Below are 15,078 nucleotides of genomic sequence, written 5' to 3'. Positions count from 1 at the left end.
GCTAGTGCTCCGGAACGCCGCTGGGCGGCAGGTTGGGAAGAGGGCGGGGTGGCGGCAGCGGCTGCTGGGCGACCCGTGGGCCGGCGCTCACCACGATGAACTTTTCCGGGTCCAGATGGCGCCGCAGGGCGGCATGCACCTGGTCCACCGTGAGGCGGCGGACCTGCTGGAGGAAGTCGTCCAGGTAGCTGCTGGGCAGGTCGTAGAAGCCGATGTTGCCCAGTTGCGCGACGATGGCGCCGTTGCTGGCGTTGGCCAGCGGGAAGCTGCCTTCGATCTGCCGCTTGGCGCGGTCCAGTTCGGCCTGGGTGGGGCCCTGGGCCAGGTAGTCGCGCAGCAGGTTGCGGACCAGCGCCAGGGTGGCATCGCCCAGTTCGGCGCGGGTCTGCAGGCCGATGGTGAAGGGACCCGGCTGCCGCATGGGGGTGAAGCCCGAGCTGACGCCATAGGTGAGACCACGGCGTTCGCGCAATTCGGTCATCAGCCGACTGCCGAAGCCGCCGCCACCGAGGATCTGGTTGCCGACGAAGAGGGCGGCGTAGTCGGGATCGCGGCGGGTGATGCCGAGTTGGCCGAGCAGCAGGCGCGTCTGCTGGGCCGGGACCTCCAGCTGCACCACTGCCGGTGCGGCAGGCGCCGGCACCGGCAGTGGCGGCAGGGCCGGACCGCGAGGCAGGGCGCGCGACAGCCTGGCGGCGATCTGTTCGGCGCGCGTTCGATCCAGGTCACCAGTGAGGGCGATCACCGCATTGCCGGCGGCATAGGCACGGGCATGGAAGGCCCTGAGGCTGGCCGCATCGAGATGGGCCACTCCGGCTGCGGTGCCGCGGGGCGAATGGGCATAGGGGTGATTGCCGTAGAGGCGCTCCTGCAGCGCTTCGCCGGCCAGGCTGGCCGGTTCGCGGCGGCTGGCGGCGATCAGCGTCAGCAACTGGTCACGGATGCGCTGGATGGCCTCGCTGGGAAAGGTCGGGCGACCGACCACCTCGGCCAGCAGCGCCAGGGCCGGTTCGCTGTGGGCCGGATCGGCGAGGGTGCGCAGTCCGATCACCGCCTGATCACGATAGGCGCCGTTGCTGAAATCGACGCCCAGGCGCTCGAAGCCGTCGGCGATGGCACCGGCATCGCGTCCCGGGGTGCCTTCGTTGAGCAGGCCGTTGGTCAGCATGGCCAGACCCGGGGTGGCGCCATCCTGGCTGCTGCCGGCGGCGAAGATCAGGCGCACATCGAACATCGGCAATTCCGGCGCCGGCACGAACAGCACCTGGGCGCCCTCGGCGGTGTGCCAGCGCTGGATATCCAGCTGGCGACCCAGGGGCGGTGCGTCCTTGAGCGTCCTGAGGCTGTCCACGGCGGGATAGGCGCGCGCCAGGTCGCCGACCGGGGTAGGGGACTGGCAACCGGCGAGCAGGCACAGCGACAGCCATAACAGCGGCTTCATGGACGATTCTCCGCGGTGCCTGCGGGCTTGAGCTGGGCCAGGGTCAGGCGCTCGCGGGTGAAGTAAGAGCGCGCCACCCGCCGCAGGTCGTCGGGGGTGACCCGGCCCAGTTCGTCGAGCAGCCGATCGCCCTGGCGCCAGCCGAGGCCGACGCTTTCCAGCTGACCGATGCTGCTGGCCTGGGCGGTGATGGAGTCGCGGCCATAGACCAGCCCGGCCACCAGCAGGGCGCGGACCCGGGCCAGCTCCTCGGTGCTGGGCGGCTCGCGCTTGAGCAGGTCCAGTTGCGCCCAGAAGGCCGCTTCCAGCTGGTCGAGGGTCTTGCCGCGCTGGGTGTTGGGGGTGCCGCTGAGCAGGAAGAGGCTGTCGCCACGGGTGTAGGCACCGTAGGCGGCGCGCACGCTGCTGGCCACTTCCGCGCCGCGTTCGAGACGACTGGGCAGGCGCGCGCCCGAACCGCCGCCGAGCAGGGCGGCCAGCAGTTGCAGCGCATAGGCATCGCGCGGCTGGGCGGCGGTGGCCAGGCTGGGCACGTTGAAGCCCATCAGCAGGCTGGGCAGTTCGCGGGCCTGCAGGTCCAGACGGCGCTCGCCCGGCGCCGGCAGTTCCAGCGGGCGGCGCGGCGCGGGCAGGTCGCTGCGCGGAAGGGTGCCGAACCAGCGCTGCACCTCGGCATGGATCGCCTGGGGGTCGACGTCACCGACCACCACCAGGGTGGCGTTGTTGGGCGCGTACCAGGTCTGGTACCAGCGGCGCAGGTCCTCCACGCCGAGGCGCTGCAGGTCCTGGGGCCAGCCGATGGTGGGATTGCGATAGCCGCTGGCCGGGTAGGCGGCGGCCTTGAAGCGCTCGAAGGACAGCGCTTCGGGGCGGTCGTCGGTGCGCAGCCGGCGTTCCTCCTTGATCACCTCCAGCTCGCGCCTGACCTCGTCGGGCGCCAGCCGCAGGTGCTGCATGCGATCAGCTTCCAGCTCCAGGGCCACCGGCAGGCGATCACGGGCGAGCAGCTGGTAATAGACGGTGTAGTCGTCGGTGGTGAAGGCATTTTCCTCGGCGCCCAGGTCGCGCAGCAGGTGCGAGGCCTCGCCGGCGTCAAGCTTGCGGCTGCCCTTGAACATCAGGTGTTCCAGGGCATGGGACAAGCCGGTCGCTCCGGGCGCCTCCAGGCTCGAACCCACGCGGTACCAGAGTTGCACCACGGCGACCGGCGCCCGGTGATCTTCGCGGACCACCAGCTTGAGGCCGTTGTCGAGGGTGAATTCCTCGGTGTTCTGCCGGTTGGCCGTGGCCAGGGCGAGGGTGGGGAGCAGGCTGAGCAGGACGACCAGGGCGGTCCGACGGAAGCGGGAGGCGGGCATCGCGAGAGCAGGCCTTGTAGCGCGGTAGGGGACGAAGCGGCTGCGTCCTGGGGACGGTCGCGCGTTTTTCGCCGACGGGGAGGTCTTCCGCCCGGCAGGCTGCTAGGATACGCATCCCTTTTCCCGACGGCCATGCCTGACGGTCGAGCCCCGCCTGGCGGAGCTCCCGCAGCCGGTTCGTCCGTTCGATACAGAGCCCCGCATGTTTGGATCCGACGACAAGAAGTCTCCCCCCACGGAGAAGAAAGGCCTGTTCGGCTGGTTCCGCAAGAAGACTGCCGAACCCGTAGAGACGCCTGCCGAAGCCCCCGCGCCCGACGCCGAGGAGCGCCTGCCCGCGCCGCTGGCCAGCGAGCCGGTGCAGCACCCGGAGCCGGTGCCCGAACCGCCGGAGGCGATCCCCTCGCTGACCCCGGTGCCGGTCGCCGAAGAGGAGGCGCCGTCGCCGGTGGCCCTCACGGCGCTGGTCGAGCCGCTGGTGGCCGACCCCATCGTGCCGCCGGTCGAGGTCGAGCCGGTGAGGGCGCCCGAGGTGGAGCCCGAGCCATTAGCTGTGCCGGTCGCGCCGCTGCCCCCGGTTGTGCCTGAGCCTGAGCCTGCTCCCGCCCCGGTCGTAACCGTTGCGCCCATTGTCCCGGTCCGCCCTGAGCCTGAGGTGGTTGAACCCGAGCCCGAGCCCGCTCCACCCATCGTCGTCGCTCCGGCCGAACCCGCCAAGCTGGGCTTCTTCGCCCGTCTGCGCCAGGGCCTGTCCAAGACCAGCGCCAGTCTCGGCGAGGGCATGGCCAGCCTGTTCCTCGGCAAGAAGGCCATCGACGACGACCTGCTCGAAGAGCTGGAGACCCGCCTGCTGACCGCCGACGTCGGTGTCGAGGCCACCGGCGTCATCATGCGCAACCTGACCCAGAAGGTGGCGCGCAAGCAGCTGGCCGACAGCGAAGCGCTCTACCAGGCGCTGCAGCAGGAACTCACCGAGATGCTGCTGCCGGTGGAACAGCCGCTGGTGATCGATACCTCGCACAAGCCCTACGTCATCCTGGTGGTCGGCGTGAACGGCGCCGGCAAGACCACCACCATCGGCAAACTGGCCAAGCGGCTGCAGAACGACGGCAAGAAGGTCATGCTGGCGGCCGGCGATACCTTCCGCGCCGCGGCGGTCGAGCAGCTGCAGGTCTGGGGCGAGCGCAACCGCATCCCGGTGATCGCCCAGCACACCGGCGCCGATTCCGCCTCGGTGATCTTCGATGCCGTCCAGGCCGCCAAGGCCCGCGGCATCGACGTGCTGATCGCCGATACTGCCGGTCGGCTGCACACCAAGGACAACCTCATGGAGGAGCTGCGCAAGGTGCGCCGGGTGATCGGCAAGCTGGACCCGGCGGCGCCCCACGAGACCCTGCTGGTGCTGGACGCCGGTACCGGCCAGAACGCCCTCAACCAGGCCAAGCAGTTCCACAATGCGGTGCCCCTGACCGGCCTGGCGCTGACCAAGCTCGACGGCACCGCCAAGGGTGGGGTGATCTTCGCCCTGGCCAAGCAGAGCGCCCTGCCGATCCGCTATGTCGGCGTCGGCGAAGGCATCGACGACCTGCGGCCCTTCGAGGCGCGGCCCTTCGTCCAGGCCCTGTTCGCGGAGCGGGGCGTCTCATGATCCAGTTCGACCGCGTCTCCAAGCGCTATCCCAACGGTCACGTCGGCCTGCAGGAACTGAGCTTCCGTGCCGAACGCGGCGAGATCCTCTTTGTCACCGGTCATTCCGGCGCCGGCAAGAGCACCCTGATGCGGCTGATCCTGGCCATGGAAAGGCCCACCGGCGGCAAGCTGACCCTGGCCGGCCAGGACATCTCGCGCATCACCAATGCGCAGATTCCCTTTCTGCGCCGGCAGATCGGCGTGGTCTTCCAGAACCACCAGCTGCTCCATGACCGCACCGTGTTCGACAACGTTGCCCTGCCGCTGCAGATCCTCGGCCTTTCCAAGCCCGAGATCGCCAAGCGCGTCGCCTCTGCGTTGGAGCGGGTCAGTCTCAAGGACAAGCTCGACGACTATCCGGCGGAGCTGTCCACCGGCCAGCAACAGCGGGTCGGCATCGCCCGCGCCGTGGTGCATCGGCCGGCCCTGCTGCTCGCCGACGAACCCACCGGCAACCTCGATCCGCGCCTGGCCTCGGAGATCATGGGCGTCTTCGAGGACATCAACAGCCTCGGCACCACGGTGCTGATCGCCAGTCACGACCATGCGCTCATCGCCCGCCTGCACCATCGCATGCTGACCCTGCAGCGCGGTCGCCTGATCGGTGACGAAGAGGAGAACCCGTCATGAGTGGCAACGAACTGCCCCGTGGCCAGGAACAGGGCGGCAAGCCCCAGCGTCCGCAGCGCCAGGCCCCGCAGAAACCCAAGAGCGACTGGCGCAGTCCGCTGCACGCCTACCTCGAAGCCCACCGTACCGGCCTGAGGGACAGCCTCAGGCGCATGGTGCAGCAGCCCATAGGCACCTTCCTCACCTGCCTGGTGATGGGCATCGCCCTGGCGCTGCCCATGGGCGTGTCGCTGCTGCTGAAGAACGTCGAGCGACTCGGCGGCTCCTGGCAGCGCGCGGCGCAGATCTCGGTGTTTCTCGACCTGCGCACCGGTCAGGACCAGGCTGAGGTGCTGATGAGTCAGATCAAGGTCCTGCCCGATGTGGCCGAGGCGCGCTGGATCAGTCCGGACGATGCCCTGAAGGAGTTGCAGCAGGATGCCGGCCTGGGTGAGGCGCTGCGCGAATTGCCGCAGAATCCGCTGCCCGGCGTCATCGCCGTGACGCCCAGGGAAATCGACAAGAGTCGCCTCGACATGCTGCGCAGCCAGCTGGCCGAGATGAACGGCGTGCAGCAGGTGCAGCTGGACATGCAGTGGGTCGAGCGGCTCACCGCCATTCTCAAGCTCGGCGAGCGCTTCGTCTTCGGCCTGACCGTGGTGCTGGTGATCGCCCTGCTGCTGGTGATCGGCAATACCATCCGTCTGGCCATCGAGAATCGCCGTACCGAGATCGAGGTGGTCAAGCTGGTGGGCGGCACCGACGGCTATGTGCGCCGGCCCTTCCTCTACATGGGCGCGCTGTTCGGCCTCGGCGCCGGCATCGCCGCCTGGGCCCTGCTGGTGTTCGGCCTGAGCTGGCTCAACGCCGCGGTGCTGGATCTGGCCGGCCTCTACGGCAGTGATTTCGCCCTGGGCAGCGTCGCCGTCGAGGACGGGCTGCAGCTGCTGATCGGCGCCGTGCTGCTCGGCTACATCGGCGCCTGGCTGGCGGTTGCCCGCCACCTGCGCGAACTCGCCCCACGCTGACGAACGGCCGTTTCCGAAACTTGCGGAAACGGTCTAACCCCCTGATGACACAGGCATTTCACTGTGTTCTTCAGCTGGGGTTAAGGGAACCTCGGCTAGTCTGGCGCTGACGAAAAAATCAGTGTTAGACTGTCCCGTGCTTAGTGAATCGGAGGATTCGCATGACCACTTCGTTGCAACCTGTTCCTACATTGGTTCCCGGCGCCAGCCTGGAAGCCTATGTACATTCGGTGAACAGCATTCCGCTGCTCACGCCGGAGCGGGAGCGTGAACTGGCCGAGCGCCTCTTCTACAAGGAAGACGTCGAGGCCGCCCGACAGTTGGTGCTCGCGCATCTGCGTTTCGTGGTGCATATCGCCAAGAGCTATTCCGGCTATGGTCTGGCCCAGGCCGATCTGGTCCAGGAAGGCAATGTCGGCCTGATGAAGGCCGTGAAGCGCTTCAATCCCGAGATGGGCGTACGCCTGGTGTCCTTTGCCGTGCACTGGATCAAGGCCGAAATCCACGAATTCATCCTGCGCAACTGGCGCATCGTCAAGGTCGCCACCACCAAGGCGCAGCGCAAGTTGTTCTTCAACCTGCGCAGTCAGAAGAAGCGACTGGCCTGGCTGAACAACGACGAGGTCCATCGCGTGGCCGAAACCCTGGGTGTCGAACCCCGGGAAGTGCGCGAGATGGAAAGTCGTCTGACCGGGCATGACATGGCCTTCGATCCGGCCAGCGATGCCGATGACGATGCGGCCTATCAGTCCCCTGCCCAATACCTGGAAGACAGCCGTTACGATCCGGCGCGTCAGCTGGAGGAAGCCGACTGGACCGACAGTTCCACGGCCAATCTGCACGAGGCCTTGGAGCACCTGGACGACCGCAGCCGCGACATTCTTTACCAGCGTTGGCTGGCCGAGGAAAAGGCGACGCTGCACGAGCTGGCGGCCAAGTACAACGTCTCGGCGGAGCGTATCCGTCAGCTGGAAAAGAACGCGATGAACAAGCTCAAGGGCAATATCGCCGCCTGATCCGGTCGCTGACCAAAAACCGCACCTCCGGGTGCGGTTTTTTTATGTCCGAAAATCCTTACCCTGTTGTGCACGGACCCAGCGTATCGCGGCCATGGGTCGCTCCTACAGGATGTGATGCTTCTGTAGGAGCGGCCCATGGCCGCGATGGAGCATCAAGGCACGACCGCATCAATCAACTTGAGCCGGTAGGGTGGAAAACCGCGCAGCGTTTTCCAGTTGCCTGGCTACCGCCCGGTCATCTGCCTGAGATAGTCGCTGCCGCCCAGCTGCCGTTCCTGCTGGCGGATCCAGGCGGCGCGTTCGGCGACGTAGGCGCTGGGGCGGCTCGGGCTCCATTCGCGGGGATTGGGCAGCACGGCGGCCAGCAGGCTGGCCTGGCGGTCGGAGAGGTAGGACGCGCCTATGCTGAAATGGTGACGGGCCGCGGCCTCGGCGCCGAATACGCCGTCGTCCCATTCCACGCTGTTGAGATAGACCTCGAGGATGCGCTGCTTGGACCAGAAGGTTTCCAGCAGCACGGTGAACCAGGCTTCGAAGGCCTTACGCAGATAGCTGCGGCCGCTCCAGAGAAAGAGGTTCTTGGCGGTCTGCTGGCTGATGGTGCTGGCGCCGCGCAGGGAACCACCGGCTTCGTTGTGGCTGAAGGCCTGGCGGATCGCCGCCATGTCGAAGCCCCAGTGCTCGGCGAAGTGCTGGTCTTCGCCGGCGATCACCGCCATCTTGAGATCGTCCGGCAGCTCCTTCCAGGGTCGCCAGTCGCGCTGCAGGTCGATGGGCTTGCCGTCGATCCAGGACTCGACCTTGCGCTCCACCATCAGCATGCTGCCCGGCGGCGGCACCCAGCGCAGGATCAGCACCAGGGCGGCGCTGAGGACGGCGAACCAGAGGGCGATACGCAGGAGACGGCGGAGGAGGGTGAGCAGCATCGGCTTGGTCTTTGGCGGTTAGCGGGCCATTATAACCAGCGCTGCTCTTCCATCGCCCGGTAAAACCCATGTTGCGTCTCTTCCTGTTGTTCGCGGCCCTGGCCGGCTTCACCGGTGTCGGCCTCGGCGCCTTCGCCGCCCATGGACTCAAGGGCCGGCTGACCGCCGACTACCTGGCCGTGTTCCAGACCGGCGTGCTCTATCAGCTCATCCATGCCCTGGCGCTGTTTGGCGTCGCCCTCTTGTCGCTGCACTTCCAGGGGCGCCTGGTGGCCTGGGCCGGTGGCTTTTTCATTGCCGGCATCCTGCTGTTTTCCGGCAGCCTCTATCTGCTGACGCTGACCGGTATCGCGCGGCTGGGCATCATCACCCCTTTCGGCGGGCTGTGCTTTCTCGCCGGCTGGGCCTGCCTGGCCATCCTCGCCTGGCGTCTGAGCAGTCTCTGACCGCGCGCTGGCCGTCGTTCCCGGCCCGGCGCCGCTGCAATGCACGCCCGACCGGCGTAGAATGCCGGCTCACCCCGTGACGATGCCTTTGCCATGCAGATTCTGTTGAACGGCGAATCCCTAGAATTGCCGGACGGCGCCACCGTCGCCGACCTGCTCGTGCGTCTCGACCTGACCGGACGGCGAGTGGCGGTGGAACGCAACCTCGACATCGTGCCGCGCAGCCAGCACGCCACCACCGCCCTGGCGGACGGCGACCGGCTGGAAGTGGTCCACGCCATCGGCGGCGGCTAGCCGCGCAAGAGGAATCCAGATGAAAGACACTCCCTTTACCCTGGCCGGGCGCACCTATGAGTCGCGTCTGCTGGTCGGCACCGGCAAGTACCGCGATCTCGAAGAGACCCGCGTGGCCATCGAAGCCTCGGGTGCCGAGATCGTCACCGTGGCGGTGCGTCGCACCAACATCGGCCAGACGCCCGGCGAGCCCAATCTGCTCGACGTGATCTCGCCCGAGCGCTACACCATCCTGCCCAACACCGCCGGCTGCTATGACGCGGTGGAAGCGGTGCGCACCTGCCGCCTGGCGCGCGAGCTGCTCGACGGTCACAACCTGGTCAAGCTGGAAGTCCTGGCCGACCAGAAGACCCTGTTCCCCAACGTCATCGAGACCCTCAAGGCCGCCGAGACGCTGGTCGCCGACGGCTTCGACGTCATGGTCTACACCAGTGACGATCCCATCGTCGCCCGCCAGCTGGAGGCCATCGGCTGTATCGCCGTCATGCCGCTGGCCGGTCTGATCGGCTCGGGCCTGGGCATCTGCAATCCCTACAACCTGCGCATCATCCTCGAAGAGGCCAAGGTGCCGGTGCTGGTGGATGCCGGGGTGGGTACCGCCTCTGACGCCACCATCGCCATGGAGCTGGGTTGCGAAGCGGTGCTGATGAACAGCGCCATCGCCCATGCCCGCGAGCCGGTGTTGATGGCCGAAGCCATGAAGCACGCCATCGTCGCCGGTCGCCTGGCCTATCTGGCCGGGCGCATGCCGCGCAAGCTCTATGCCACGGCGTCCTCGCCGCTGGACGGCCTGGTCAACTAGGACCTAGCGCCCTCCATCACGCGCCCGGCCTCTGCCGGGCGTCTCTTTTTCCCACTATCGATAACGCCATGACCGACCATCAAGACGACCAGACCCCCGACCGCCCCCGGCGCACCATCAAGAGCTTCGTGATGCGCGCCGGCCGCATGACCGAAGGCCAGCAACGCGGTCTCGACCAGGGTTGGCCACGCTTCGGTCTGGAGCTGACCGACGGCCTGCAGGATTTCGACCAGGTGTTCGGGCGCCAGGCGCCACGTACCTTCGAGATCGGTTTCGGCATGGGCCATTCCACCCTGGAAATGGCCGCCGCCGCGCCCGAGCAGGATTTCATCGGCGTCGAGGTGCATCGCCCGGGCGTGGGCGCGCTGCTCAATGGCGCCATGACCCAGGGCCTGACCAATCTGCGGGTCTACAGCTGCGATGCCCTCGAGGTGCTGCGGCAGTGCGTGGCCGATGCCAGTCTGGACCGGGTGCTGCTGTTCTTTCCCGATCCCTGGCACAAGAGCCGTCACCACAAGCGCCGTATCGTCCAGCCGGCCTTCGCCGAACTGGTCCGGCAGAAGCTCAGGGTCGGCGGGGTATTGCACATGGCCACCGATTGGCAGGCCTATGCCGAACACATGCTCGAGATCATGGACGCCGCCCCGGGTTACCGTAATCTCGGCGAAGCCTCGGGCTATGTGCCGCGCCCCGAGGAAAGACCCAGCACCAAGTTCGAACGCCGTGGCGAGCGCCTGGGGCATGGCGTCTGGGATCTCAAGTTCGAACGCCAGAGCTGACCGTGTATCTCTGACGAATCGATCTTGAGCTGCCAACGGGCAATTGGCATGATGGCCAATTGCCCTGCTGTGATGGCGGTTGCAGTCGAATTCACAGAGACACCTGGATGTCAGTCCTCTTCAAGAACGTCACCCGGTCCCGTGCCGCCCTTCGTGAGCGGCGGATTCCATGAGGGATCTGGTCCGTCCCGATTCGCCGACGGCCGAGTTGCACGCCGTACGCCGCTGGCTCGAAGTCGAGCGTAGCGCTCGCCAGCGCACCGAGCGCTCGCTGCACCTCATCGCTTCGGCCTTCGCCCTCTGCCGCGACGCCATGGCCGTGCTGACCGAAAGCGGGCAGATCATCGAAGCCAATGACGCCCTGCGCGCCCTGATGCTCAGTGCGGAGCGCAGTGTCAGCGGCCAGTACCTGTCGCACTACATCAAGTTGCCCGAGGCGGCCATCCGCACCTTCGAGCGCGACGGCTATGCCCTGTGCGAAGCCCAGTTCCACGTCTCCGCCAAGCGGATCACGCCGGTGGAGATCAGTCTGAGTCGCTTCGCCGGCGAGGCGGATCGCGAGGGCTACGTGGTCGCCAGTCTGAGGGACATCACCGAGCGCAAGCGCGCCGAGCAGGCGCTGGAGCGCATGGCGCTCAGCGACGCCCTGACCCAGTTGCCCAATCGCACCTCCTTCTACCAGGACTTCGAGGCGCGCCTGCAGGACCTCGAACAGACCGGCAACCTCGCGGTGCTGTTCATCGATGTGGACGGCTTCAAGGAGGTCAACGACTCCCTGGGCCACGCCGCCGGTGACGAATTGCTCTGCGCCCTGGTGCGCGAGTTGCGCCAGGTGCTGGGGGCTGGTGAGGTGCTGGCGCGCTGGGGTGGCGATGAATTCGTCGCCCTGCTGGACGTGAGCGATCGCGACCAGGCCCGCCAGGTCGCCGAGCAACTGGTGCAGGCGGTGGGCCGGCAGCAGTGCATCGCCGGCCACGATATCCGCGTATCGGCCAGCATCGGCCTGAGTCTGGCGCCCGAAGAGGGGCTGGATGTGGAGACCCTGCTGCGCAATGCCGATGCCGCCATGTATGCGGCCAAGGCGGCCGGCAAGAGCCGGGTGCGCTGCTACGATCCGCAGCTGACCTGCGAGGCGCGCAGCAAGGTGACCCTGCTGGCCCATTTGCACGGCGCCATCGAGGCGGAGCTCATCACCTTCGTCCTGCAGCCCAAGTTCGATGCCCGCCAGCGCATGGTCAGCGCCGAGTTGCTGGCGCGCTGGAACTGTCCGGGCGTCGGCGCGGTGCCGCCCAACGTCTTCGTCGCTCTGGCCGAGCAGAACGGCATGGCTTCGGCCCTCGGGCGGCTGGCGATCCGCCGCGCGGCCGCTTGCGCCCGGGCCCTGCAGGACGCCGGTCTGCAGATCCCGGTGGCAGTCAACATCTCGCCGCTGCAGGTGGCCGATGATGAACTGGCCGAGGTTCTCGCGGCCGCCTGCGCCGAATTCGGCATCGAGCCCAGGGCGCTGGAGCTGGAGGTGACCGAATCGGTATTCCTGCAGCAGGGCACGCCGGAGCGGCGCCTGGCCGCCTTGCGCGAGCAGGGCTTTCGGGTGGCGATGGACGATTTCGGCACCGGCTATTCGTCGCTGGGCTATCTGCACCGCCTGCCCTTCGACACCATCAAGATCGACCGCAGCTTTCTGCTGGCGGTGGACGCCGACGACCGATCCCGGCAGTTGCTGGTCGGCATCGTCAGCCTGTGCCGCGCACTGGACATGCAGATCGTCGCCGAAGGGGTGGAAACCCAGGCCCAGTTCGAATTGCTCAAGGATCTGGGCGTGGACACCTTCCAGGGCTTCCTGCTGGGTCGCCCGCAATCCCTGGAGTGCCTGCTGGACGGTATCCGCGCCCGCTGCCGCTAGCTACGGCGTTCGGCCAGCACGCCCAGCAGGCAGACGCCGATCAGCAGCACCGGGGCCAGGGCATAGTTGTTGAACTGCGCCAGGCCCTTGACCACCCAGGGGGTCAGGAAGGTCATGGCAGCGCCATAGATGGCCAGGCAGGCCAGGGCGAAGGCCGGAACCCGAACGGCGGTCGGCAGGCTGCCCAGGCGCGCCTGGATGAAGGCGTTGACCTGGCTGCCGAACAGCACCAGCAGGGTGGCGGTGACCGCCAGGGCCACCTCGTCCAGGTGGCTGCGGCTCCAGCGGGAGAGGTCGGCGATATGGTCGAGTACGAAGTCCAAGGCAGAGCTCCTCGTCAGTCAGGCAGAAAGGATTGCAAGAGGTCGTTCAGGAACAGCTGGCCTCGGGCGGTGGGGCGCAGCCGCTGGGCATCCTCGGCCAGCAGGCCGGCGCGGCGCGCCGCGGCCAGTGCAGGCGCCAGGCTGTCCAGGGACTGGCCGGTCCGCTGCGGATACCAGGCGGCGGGTACCCCGTCCACCAGGCGCAGGGCGTTCATCATGAAATCGAAGGGCAGGTCGGCCGGCGCCAGCGATTTCGCGCCGGCCTGGAAGGCCTTGGCCGGGTCCATATAGTCCTTGGGCAGGCGGGTCTTCCAAGTGCGCTGCAGGGTGCCGTCCGGGGCGCTGAGCTTGGCGTGGGCGCCGGCGCCGATGCCGAGGAAGTCGCCGAAGCCCCAGTAGTTGAGATTGTGCCGCGCCTGGCGCCCGGGCCGGGCATAGGCGGAGGTCTCGTACTGGTGGTAACCGGCGGCCGCCAGTCGTGCCTGGCCGGCTTCCTGGATGTCCCAGAGGGTGTCGTCTTCGGGCAGCTCCGGCGGCTGGCTCCAGAATACCGTGTTGGGCTCCATGGTCAGCTGGTACCAGGACAGGTGGGTGGACGCCAGGGCGATGGCCTGCTCCAGGTCGCCGAGGGCATCGGCGACGCTCTGCTCGGGCAGGCCGTGCATCAGGTCCAGGTTGAAATTGTCGAAGCCGGCGGCGCGCGCCCGGTCGGCGGCGCGAATGGCTTCATCGCGGCCGTGGATGCGCCCCAGGGCCTTGAGCTTGGCGTCCTGGAAGCTCTGGATGCCGATCGACAGCCGATTGATGCCCAGACCGCGGTAGGCGACGAACTTGGCCTGCTCGAAGGTGCCAGGATTGGCTTCCAGGGTGATCTCGATATCCGGCGCGAAGCTCAGCCGCCGGGCCACGCCATCCAGCAGACGGCCCAGGGCCTCGGCGGAAAACAGACTGGGCGTGCCGCCGCCAAAGAAGATCGAGGTCAGCGGGCGGCCATGGACGTGCGCCAGGTCATTGTCCAGATCCGCCAGCAGGGCGTCGACATACTCGGCTTCCGGCAGGGTCGGGCCGGCCGCGTGGGAGTTGAAGTCGCAATAGGGACACTTGCGCACGCACCAGGGGATATGGATGTAGAGCGCCAGGGGCGGCAGGGCGAACACCGGGGTCACAGGCCGAGCCGTTGCTTGAGCTGGGCCATGGCGCGGGCGCGATGGCTGCGCTGGTTCTTTTCCGCCGGGGCCAGTTCGGCCGCGGAGACCGCTTCGCCATCGGGCTGGAACAGCGGATCGTAGCCGAAGCCATGCTCGCCCTGGGCGGCGTGCAGGATGCGCCCGGGCCAGAGGCCCTCGCAGAGGATCGGCAAGGGATCGTCGGCGTGGCGCACCAGGGCCAGCACGCAGACGAACTGGCCGGTACGCTCGGCGTCGGGGACGTCACGCAGCACGTCGAGCAGCTTGGCGTTGTTGGCGGCATCGCCCTTACCGTCGGCGTAGCGGGCGGAATAGATGCCGGGAGCACCGCCGAGGGCATCCACCGCCAGGCCCGAATCGTCGGCCAGGGCCGGCAGACCGGACAGCCGCGCCGCGTTGCGCGCCTTGAGGATGGCGTTCTCGACAAAGGACAGCCCGGTTTCCTCGGGTTCCACCTGACTGAATTCGCCCACCGAGCGCACCTTCACCCGGTCGCCGAGCATGGCCTGGAGTTCCTTGAGCTTGCCGGCGTTGTGGCTGGCGAGAACCAGTTCGGTAAGGTCGGACATGGGAGACACCGCGTCGCGTTGAGAAGGGCGGCGTATTGTACGCGAAGCCGTGCCCAGGCTGGCTGCGCCACCCGTGCCTTACGTCATATCGCGACGCGCAGGTCGTGCAGGTGCGGCGCGCTGACCCGGTAGATGCCGATCTCGCCGAGCAGGTTCGGCCACAGCTTGCTGGCCCAGCCATGACGATGCAGGCGGTCCACGGCGAGACGATCCAGCACCTGGGCGCGCTGTTCGCGGCAGAGGCGCTCGAAGTCCTCGAAGGTGCAGAAGTGGATGTTCGGCGTGTTGTACCAGGTGTATGGCAGGAAGTCCGAGACCGGCATCCGTCCCCGGCCGCCCAGGTACAGCCGGCAACGCCAGTGACCGAAGTTGGGAAAGGTGATGATGCACTGGCGGCCGACCCTGAGCATCTCCTGGAGGATGCGATCCGGGTATTGCATGGCCTGCAGCGACTGGGTCATGACCACCACGTCGAAGCTGTCGCTAGCGAAGTTGGCCAGGCCGCCGTCGAGATCCTGCTCAATGACGTTGACGTCCTTGAGCAGGCATTCGGCGATCTTGTCCGGGTCGATCTCCAGGCCGTAGCCGGTGACCTGCTTGTGATCGCGCAGCCAGGCGAGCAACTCGCCGGTGCCGCAACCGAGGTCGAGGACCCGGCTGCCGGCGGGGATCCATTCCTGAATGATGTCCAGATCGGCGCGCACG

Annotated in this window: 16 protein-coding genes; 9 read left to right on the top strand and 7 right to left on the bottom strand. The window is 67.5% G+C overall.

Annotated elements, in window-relative coordinates:
- Nucleotide 1 precedes the first annotated feature (1 nt).
- The gene (locus GSQ95_RS06300) at nucleotides 2-1,441 is read right to left on the bottom strand and encodes a pitrilysin family protein (protein WP_158893560.1); all 1,440 of its coding nucleotides are present in this window, start codon (nucleotides 1,439-1,441) and stop codon (nucleotides 2-4) included.
- On the bottom strand, nucleotides 1,438-2,799 hold the full coding sequence (locus tag GSQ95_RS06295; RefSeq protein ID WP_158893562.1) for a pitrilysin family protein: 1,362 nt from the start codon (nucleotides 2,797-2,799) through the stop codon (nucleotides 1,438-1,440). The genes GSQ95_RS06300 and GSQ95_RS06295 overlap by 4 nt, the downstream gene beginning before the upstream one ends.
- 202 nt (nucleotides 2,800-3,001) lie before the next feature.
- On the opposite strand from GSQ95_RS06295, the gene ftsY reads away from it, so the two are divergent.
- The 4 genes from ftsY (at nucleotide 3,002) to rpoH (ending at nucleotide 7,141) form a co-directional block, all read left to right on the top strand.
- Entirely contained in the window at nucleotides 3,002-4,447 is a 1,446-nt protein-coding gene (gene ftsY / locus GSQ95_RS06290; RefSeq protein WP_158893564.1) for a signal recognition particle-docking protein FtsY, read from the top strand.
- Complete coding sequence (ftsE, locus tag GSQ95_RS06285) at nucleotides 4,444-5,118, top strand: cell division ATP-binding protein FtsE (protein WP_158893566.1); 675 nt, start codon at nucleotides 4,444-4,446, stop codon at nucleotides 5,116-5,118. The genes ftsY and ftsE overlap by 4 nt, the downstream gene beginning before the upstream one ends.
- Entirely contained in the window at nucleotides 5,115-6,125 is a 1,011-nt protein-coding gene (gene ftsX / locus GSQ95_RS06280) for a permease-like cell division protein FtsX (protein WP_158893568.1), read from the top strand. Before ftsE ends, ftsX begins: the two co-directional genes overlap by 4 nt.
- A 161-nt stretch (nucleotides 6,126-6,286) precedes the next feature.
- Entirely contained in the window at nucleotides 6,287-7,141 is an 855-nt protein-coding gene (rpoH, locus tag GSQ95_RS06275; RefSeq protein ID WP_064309252.1) for an RNA polymerase sigma factor RpoH, read from the top strand.
- A 227-nt stretch (nucleotides 7,142-7,368) separates the two neighbouring features.
- Here the strand turns inward: rpoH and mtgA are convergent, their stop codons facing one another.
- Nucleotides 7,369-8,070 (bottom strand): monofunctional biosynthetic peptidoglycan transglycosylase, encoded by a 702-nt coding sequence (gene mtgA / locus GSQ95_RS06270; protein ID WP_158893570.1) that lies wholly within the window; start codon nucleotides 8,068-8,070, stop codon nucleotides 7,369-7,371.
- Between the two features lie 68 nt (nucleotides 8,071-8,138).
- Here mtgA and GSQ95_RS06265 point away from each other — a divergent pair, with 68 nt between their 5' ends.
- From GSQ95_RS06265 to GSQ95_RS06245, 5 genes are all read left to right on the top strand, one after another.
- Nucleotides 8,139-8,516 (top strand): DUF423 domain-containing protein, encoded by a 378-nt coding sequence (locus tag GSQ95_RS06265; RefSeq protein WP_133861469.1) that lies wholly within the window; start codon nucleotides 8,139-8,141, stop codon nucleotides 8,514-8,516.
- Between the two features lie 93 nt (nucleotides 8,517-8,609).
- Entirely contained in the window at nucleotides 8,610-8,810 is a 201-nt protein-coding gene (gene thiS / locus GSQ95_RS06260; protein ID WP_007161653.1) for a sulfur carrier protein ThiS, read from the top strand.
- Nucleotides 8,811-8,829: 19 nt separating this feature from the next.
- Nucleotides 8,830-9,612: a thiazole synthase gene (locus GSQ95_RS06255; protein ID WP_133861468.1), complete on the top strand. Its 783-nt coding sequence runs from the start codon at nucleotides 8,830-8,832 to the stop codon at nucleotides 9,610-9,612.
- 68 nt (nucleotides 9,613-9,680) lie between these two features.
- A complete protein-coding gene (gene trmB, locus GSQ95_RS06250; protein WP_158893573.1) occupies nucleotides 9,681-10,391 on the top strand; it encodes a tRNA (guanosine(46)-N7)-methyltransferase TrmB in 711 nt (236 codons plus the stop codon).
- A 169-nt stretch (nucleotides 10,392-10,560) separates the two neighbouring features.
- Nucleotides 10,561-12,294 (top strand): bifunctional diguanylate cyclase/phosphodiesterase, encoded by a 1,734-nt coding sequence (locus GSQ95_RS06245; protein WP_158893575.1) that lies wholly within the window; start codon nucleotides 10,561-10,563, stop codon nucleotides 12,292-12,294.
- On the opposite strand, the gene GSQ95_RS06240 is transcribed toward GSQ95_RS06245, so the two are convergent.
- From GSQ95_RS06240 to metW, 4 genes are all read right to left on the bottom strand, one after another.
- On the bottom strand, nucleotides 12,291-12,617 hold the full coding sequence (locus tag GSQ95_RS06240) for a DUF3392 family protein (protein WP_158893577.1): 327 nt from the start codon (nucleotides 12,615-12,617) through the stop codon (nucleotides 12,291-12,293). The two genes, GSQ95_RS06245 and GSQ95_RS06240, sit on opposite strands and share 4 nt — an antisense overlap.
- 14 nt (nucleotides 12,618-12,631) lie before the next feature.
- Nucleotides 12,632-13,783, bottom strand: a complete 1,152-nt coding sequence (hemW, locus tag GSQ95_RS06235; protein WP_158893579.1) for a radical SAM family heme chaperone HemW — start codon at nucleotides 13,781-13,783, stop codon at nucleotides 12,632-12,634.
- Entirely contained in the window at nucleotides 13,780-14,373 is a 594-nt protein-coding gene (gene rdgB, locus GSQ95_RS06230; RefSeq protein WP_158893581.1) for an RdgB/HAM1 family non-canonical purine NTP pyrophosphatase, read from the bottom strand. The genes hemW and rdgB overlap by 4 nt, the downstream gene beginning before the upstream one ends.
- Before the next feature lie 83 nt (nucleotides 14,374-14,456).
- On the bottom strand, nucleotides 14,457-15,077 hold the full coding sequence (gene metW / locus GSQ95_RS06225) for a methionine biosynthesis protein MetW (RefSeq protein ID WP_133861462.1): 621 nt from the start codon (nucleotides 15,075-15,077) through the stop codon (nucleotides 14,457-14,459).
- Between the last annotated feature and the right edge of the window lies 1 nt (nucleotide 15,078).

The organism is Pseudomonas sp. BAV 4579 (assembly GCF_009765395.1).
GTDB classification, from domain to species: domain Bacteria; phylum Pseudomonadota; class Gammaproteobacteria; order Pseudomonadales; family Pseudomonadaceae; genus Chryseomonas; species Chryseomonas aestiva.
The sequence above is the reverse complement of the archived record's forward strand: the minus strand, read 5'-3'. Positions and strand labels throughout refer to the sequence as shown.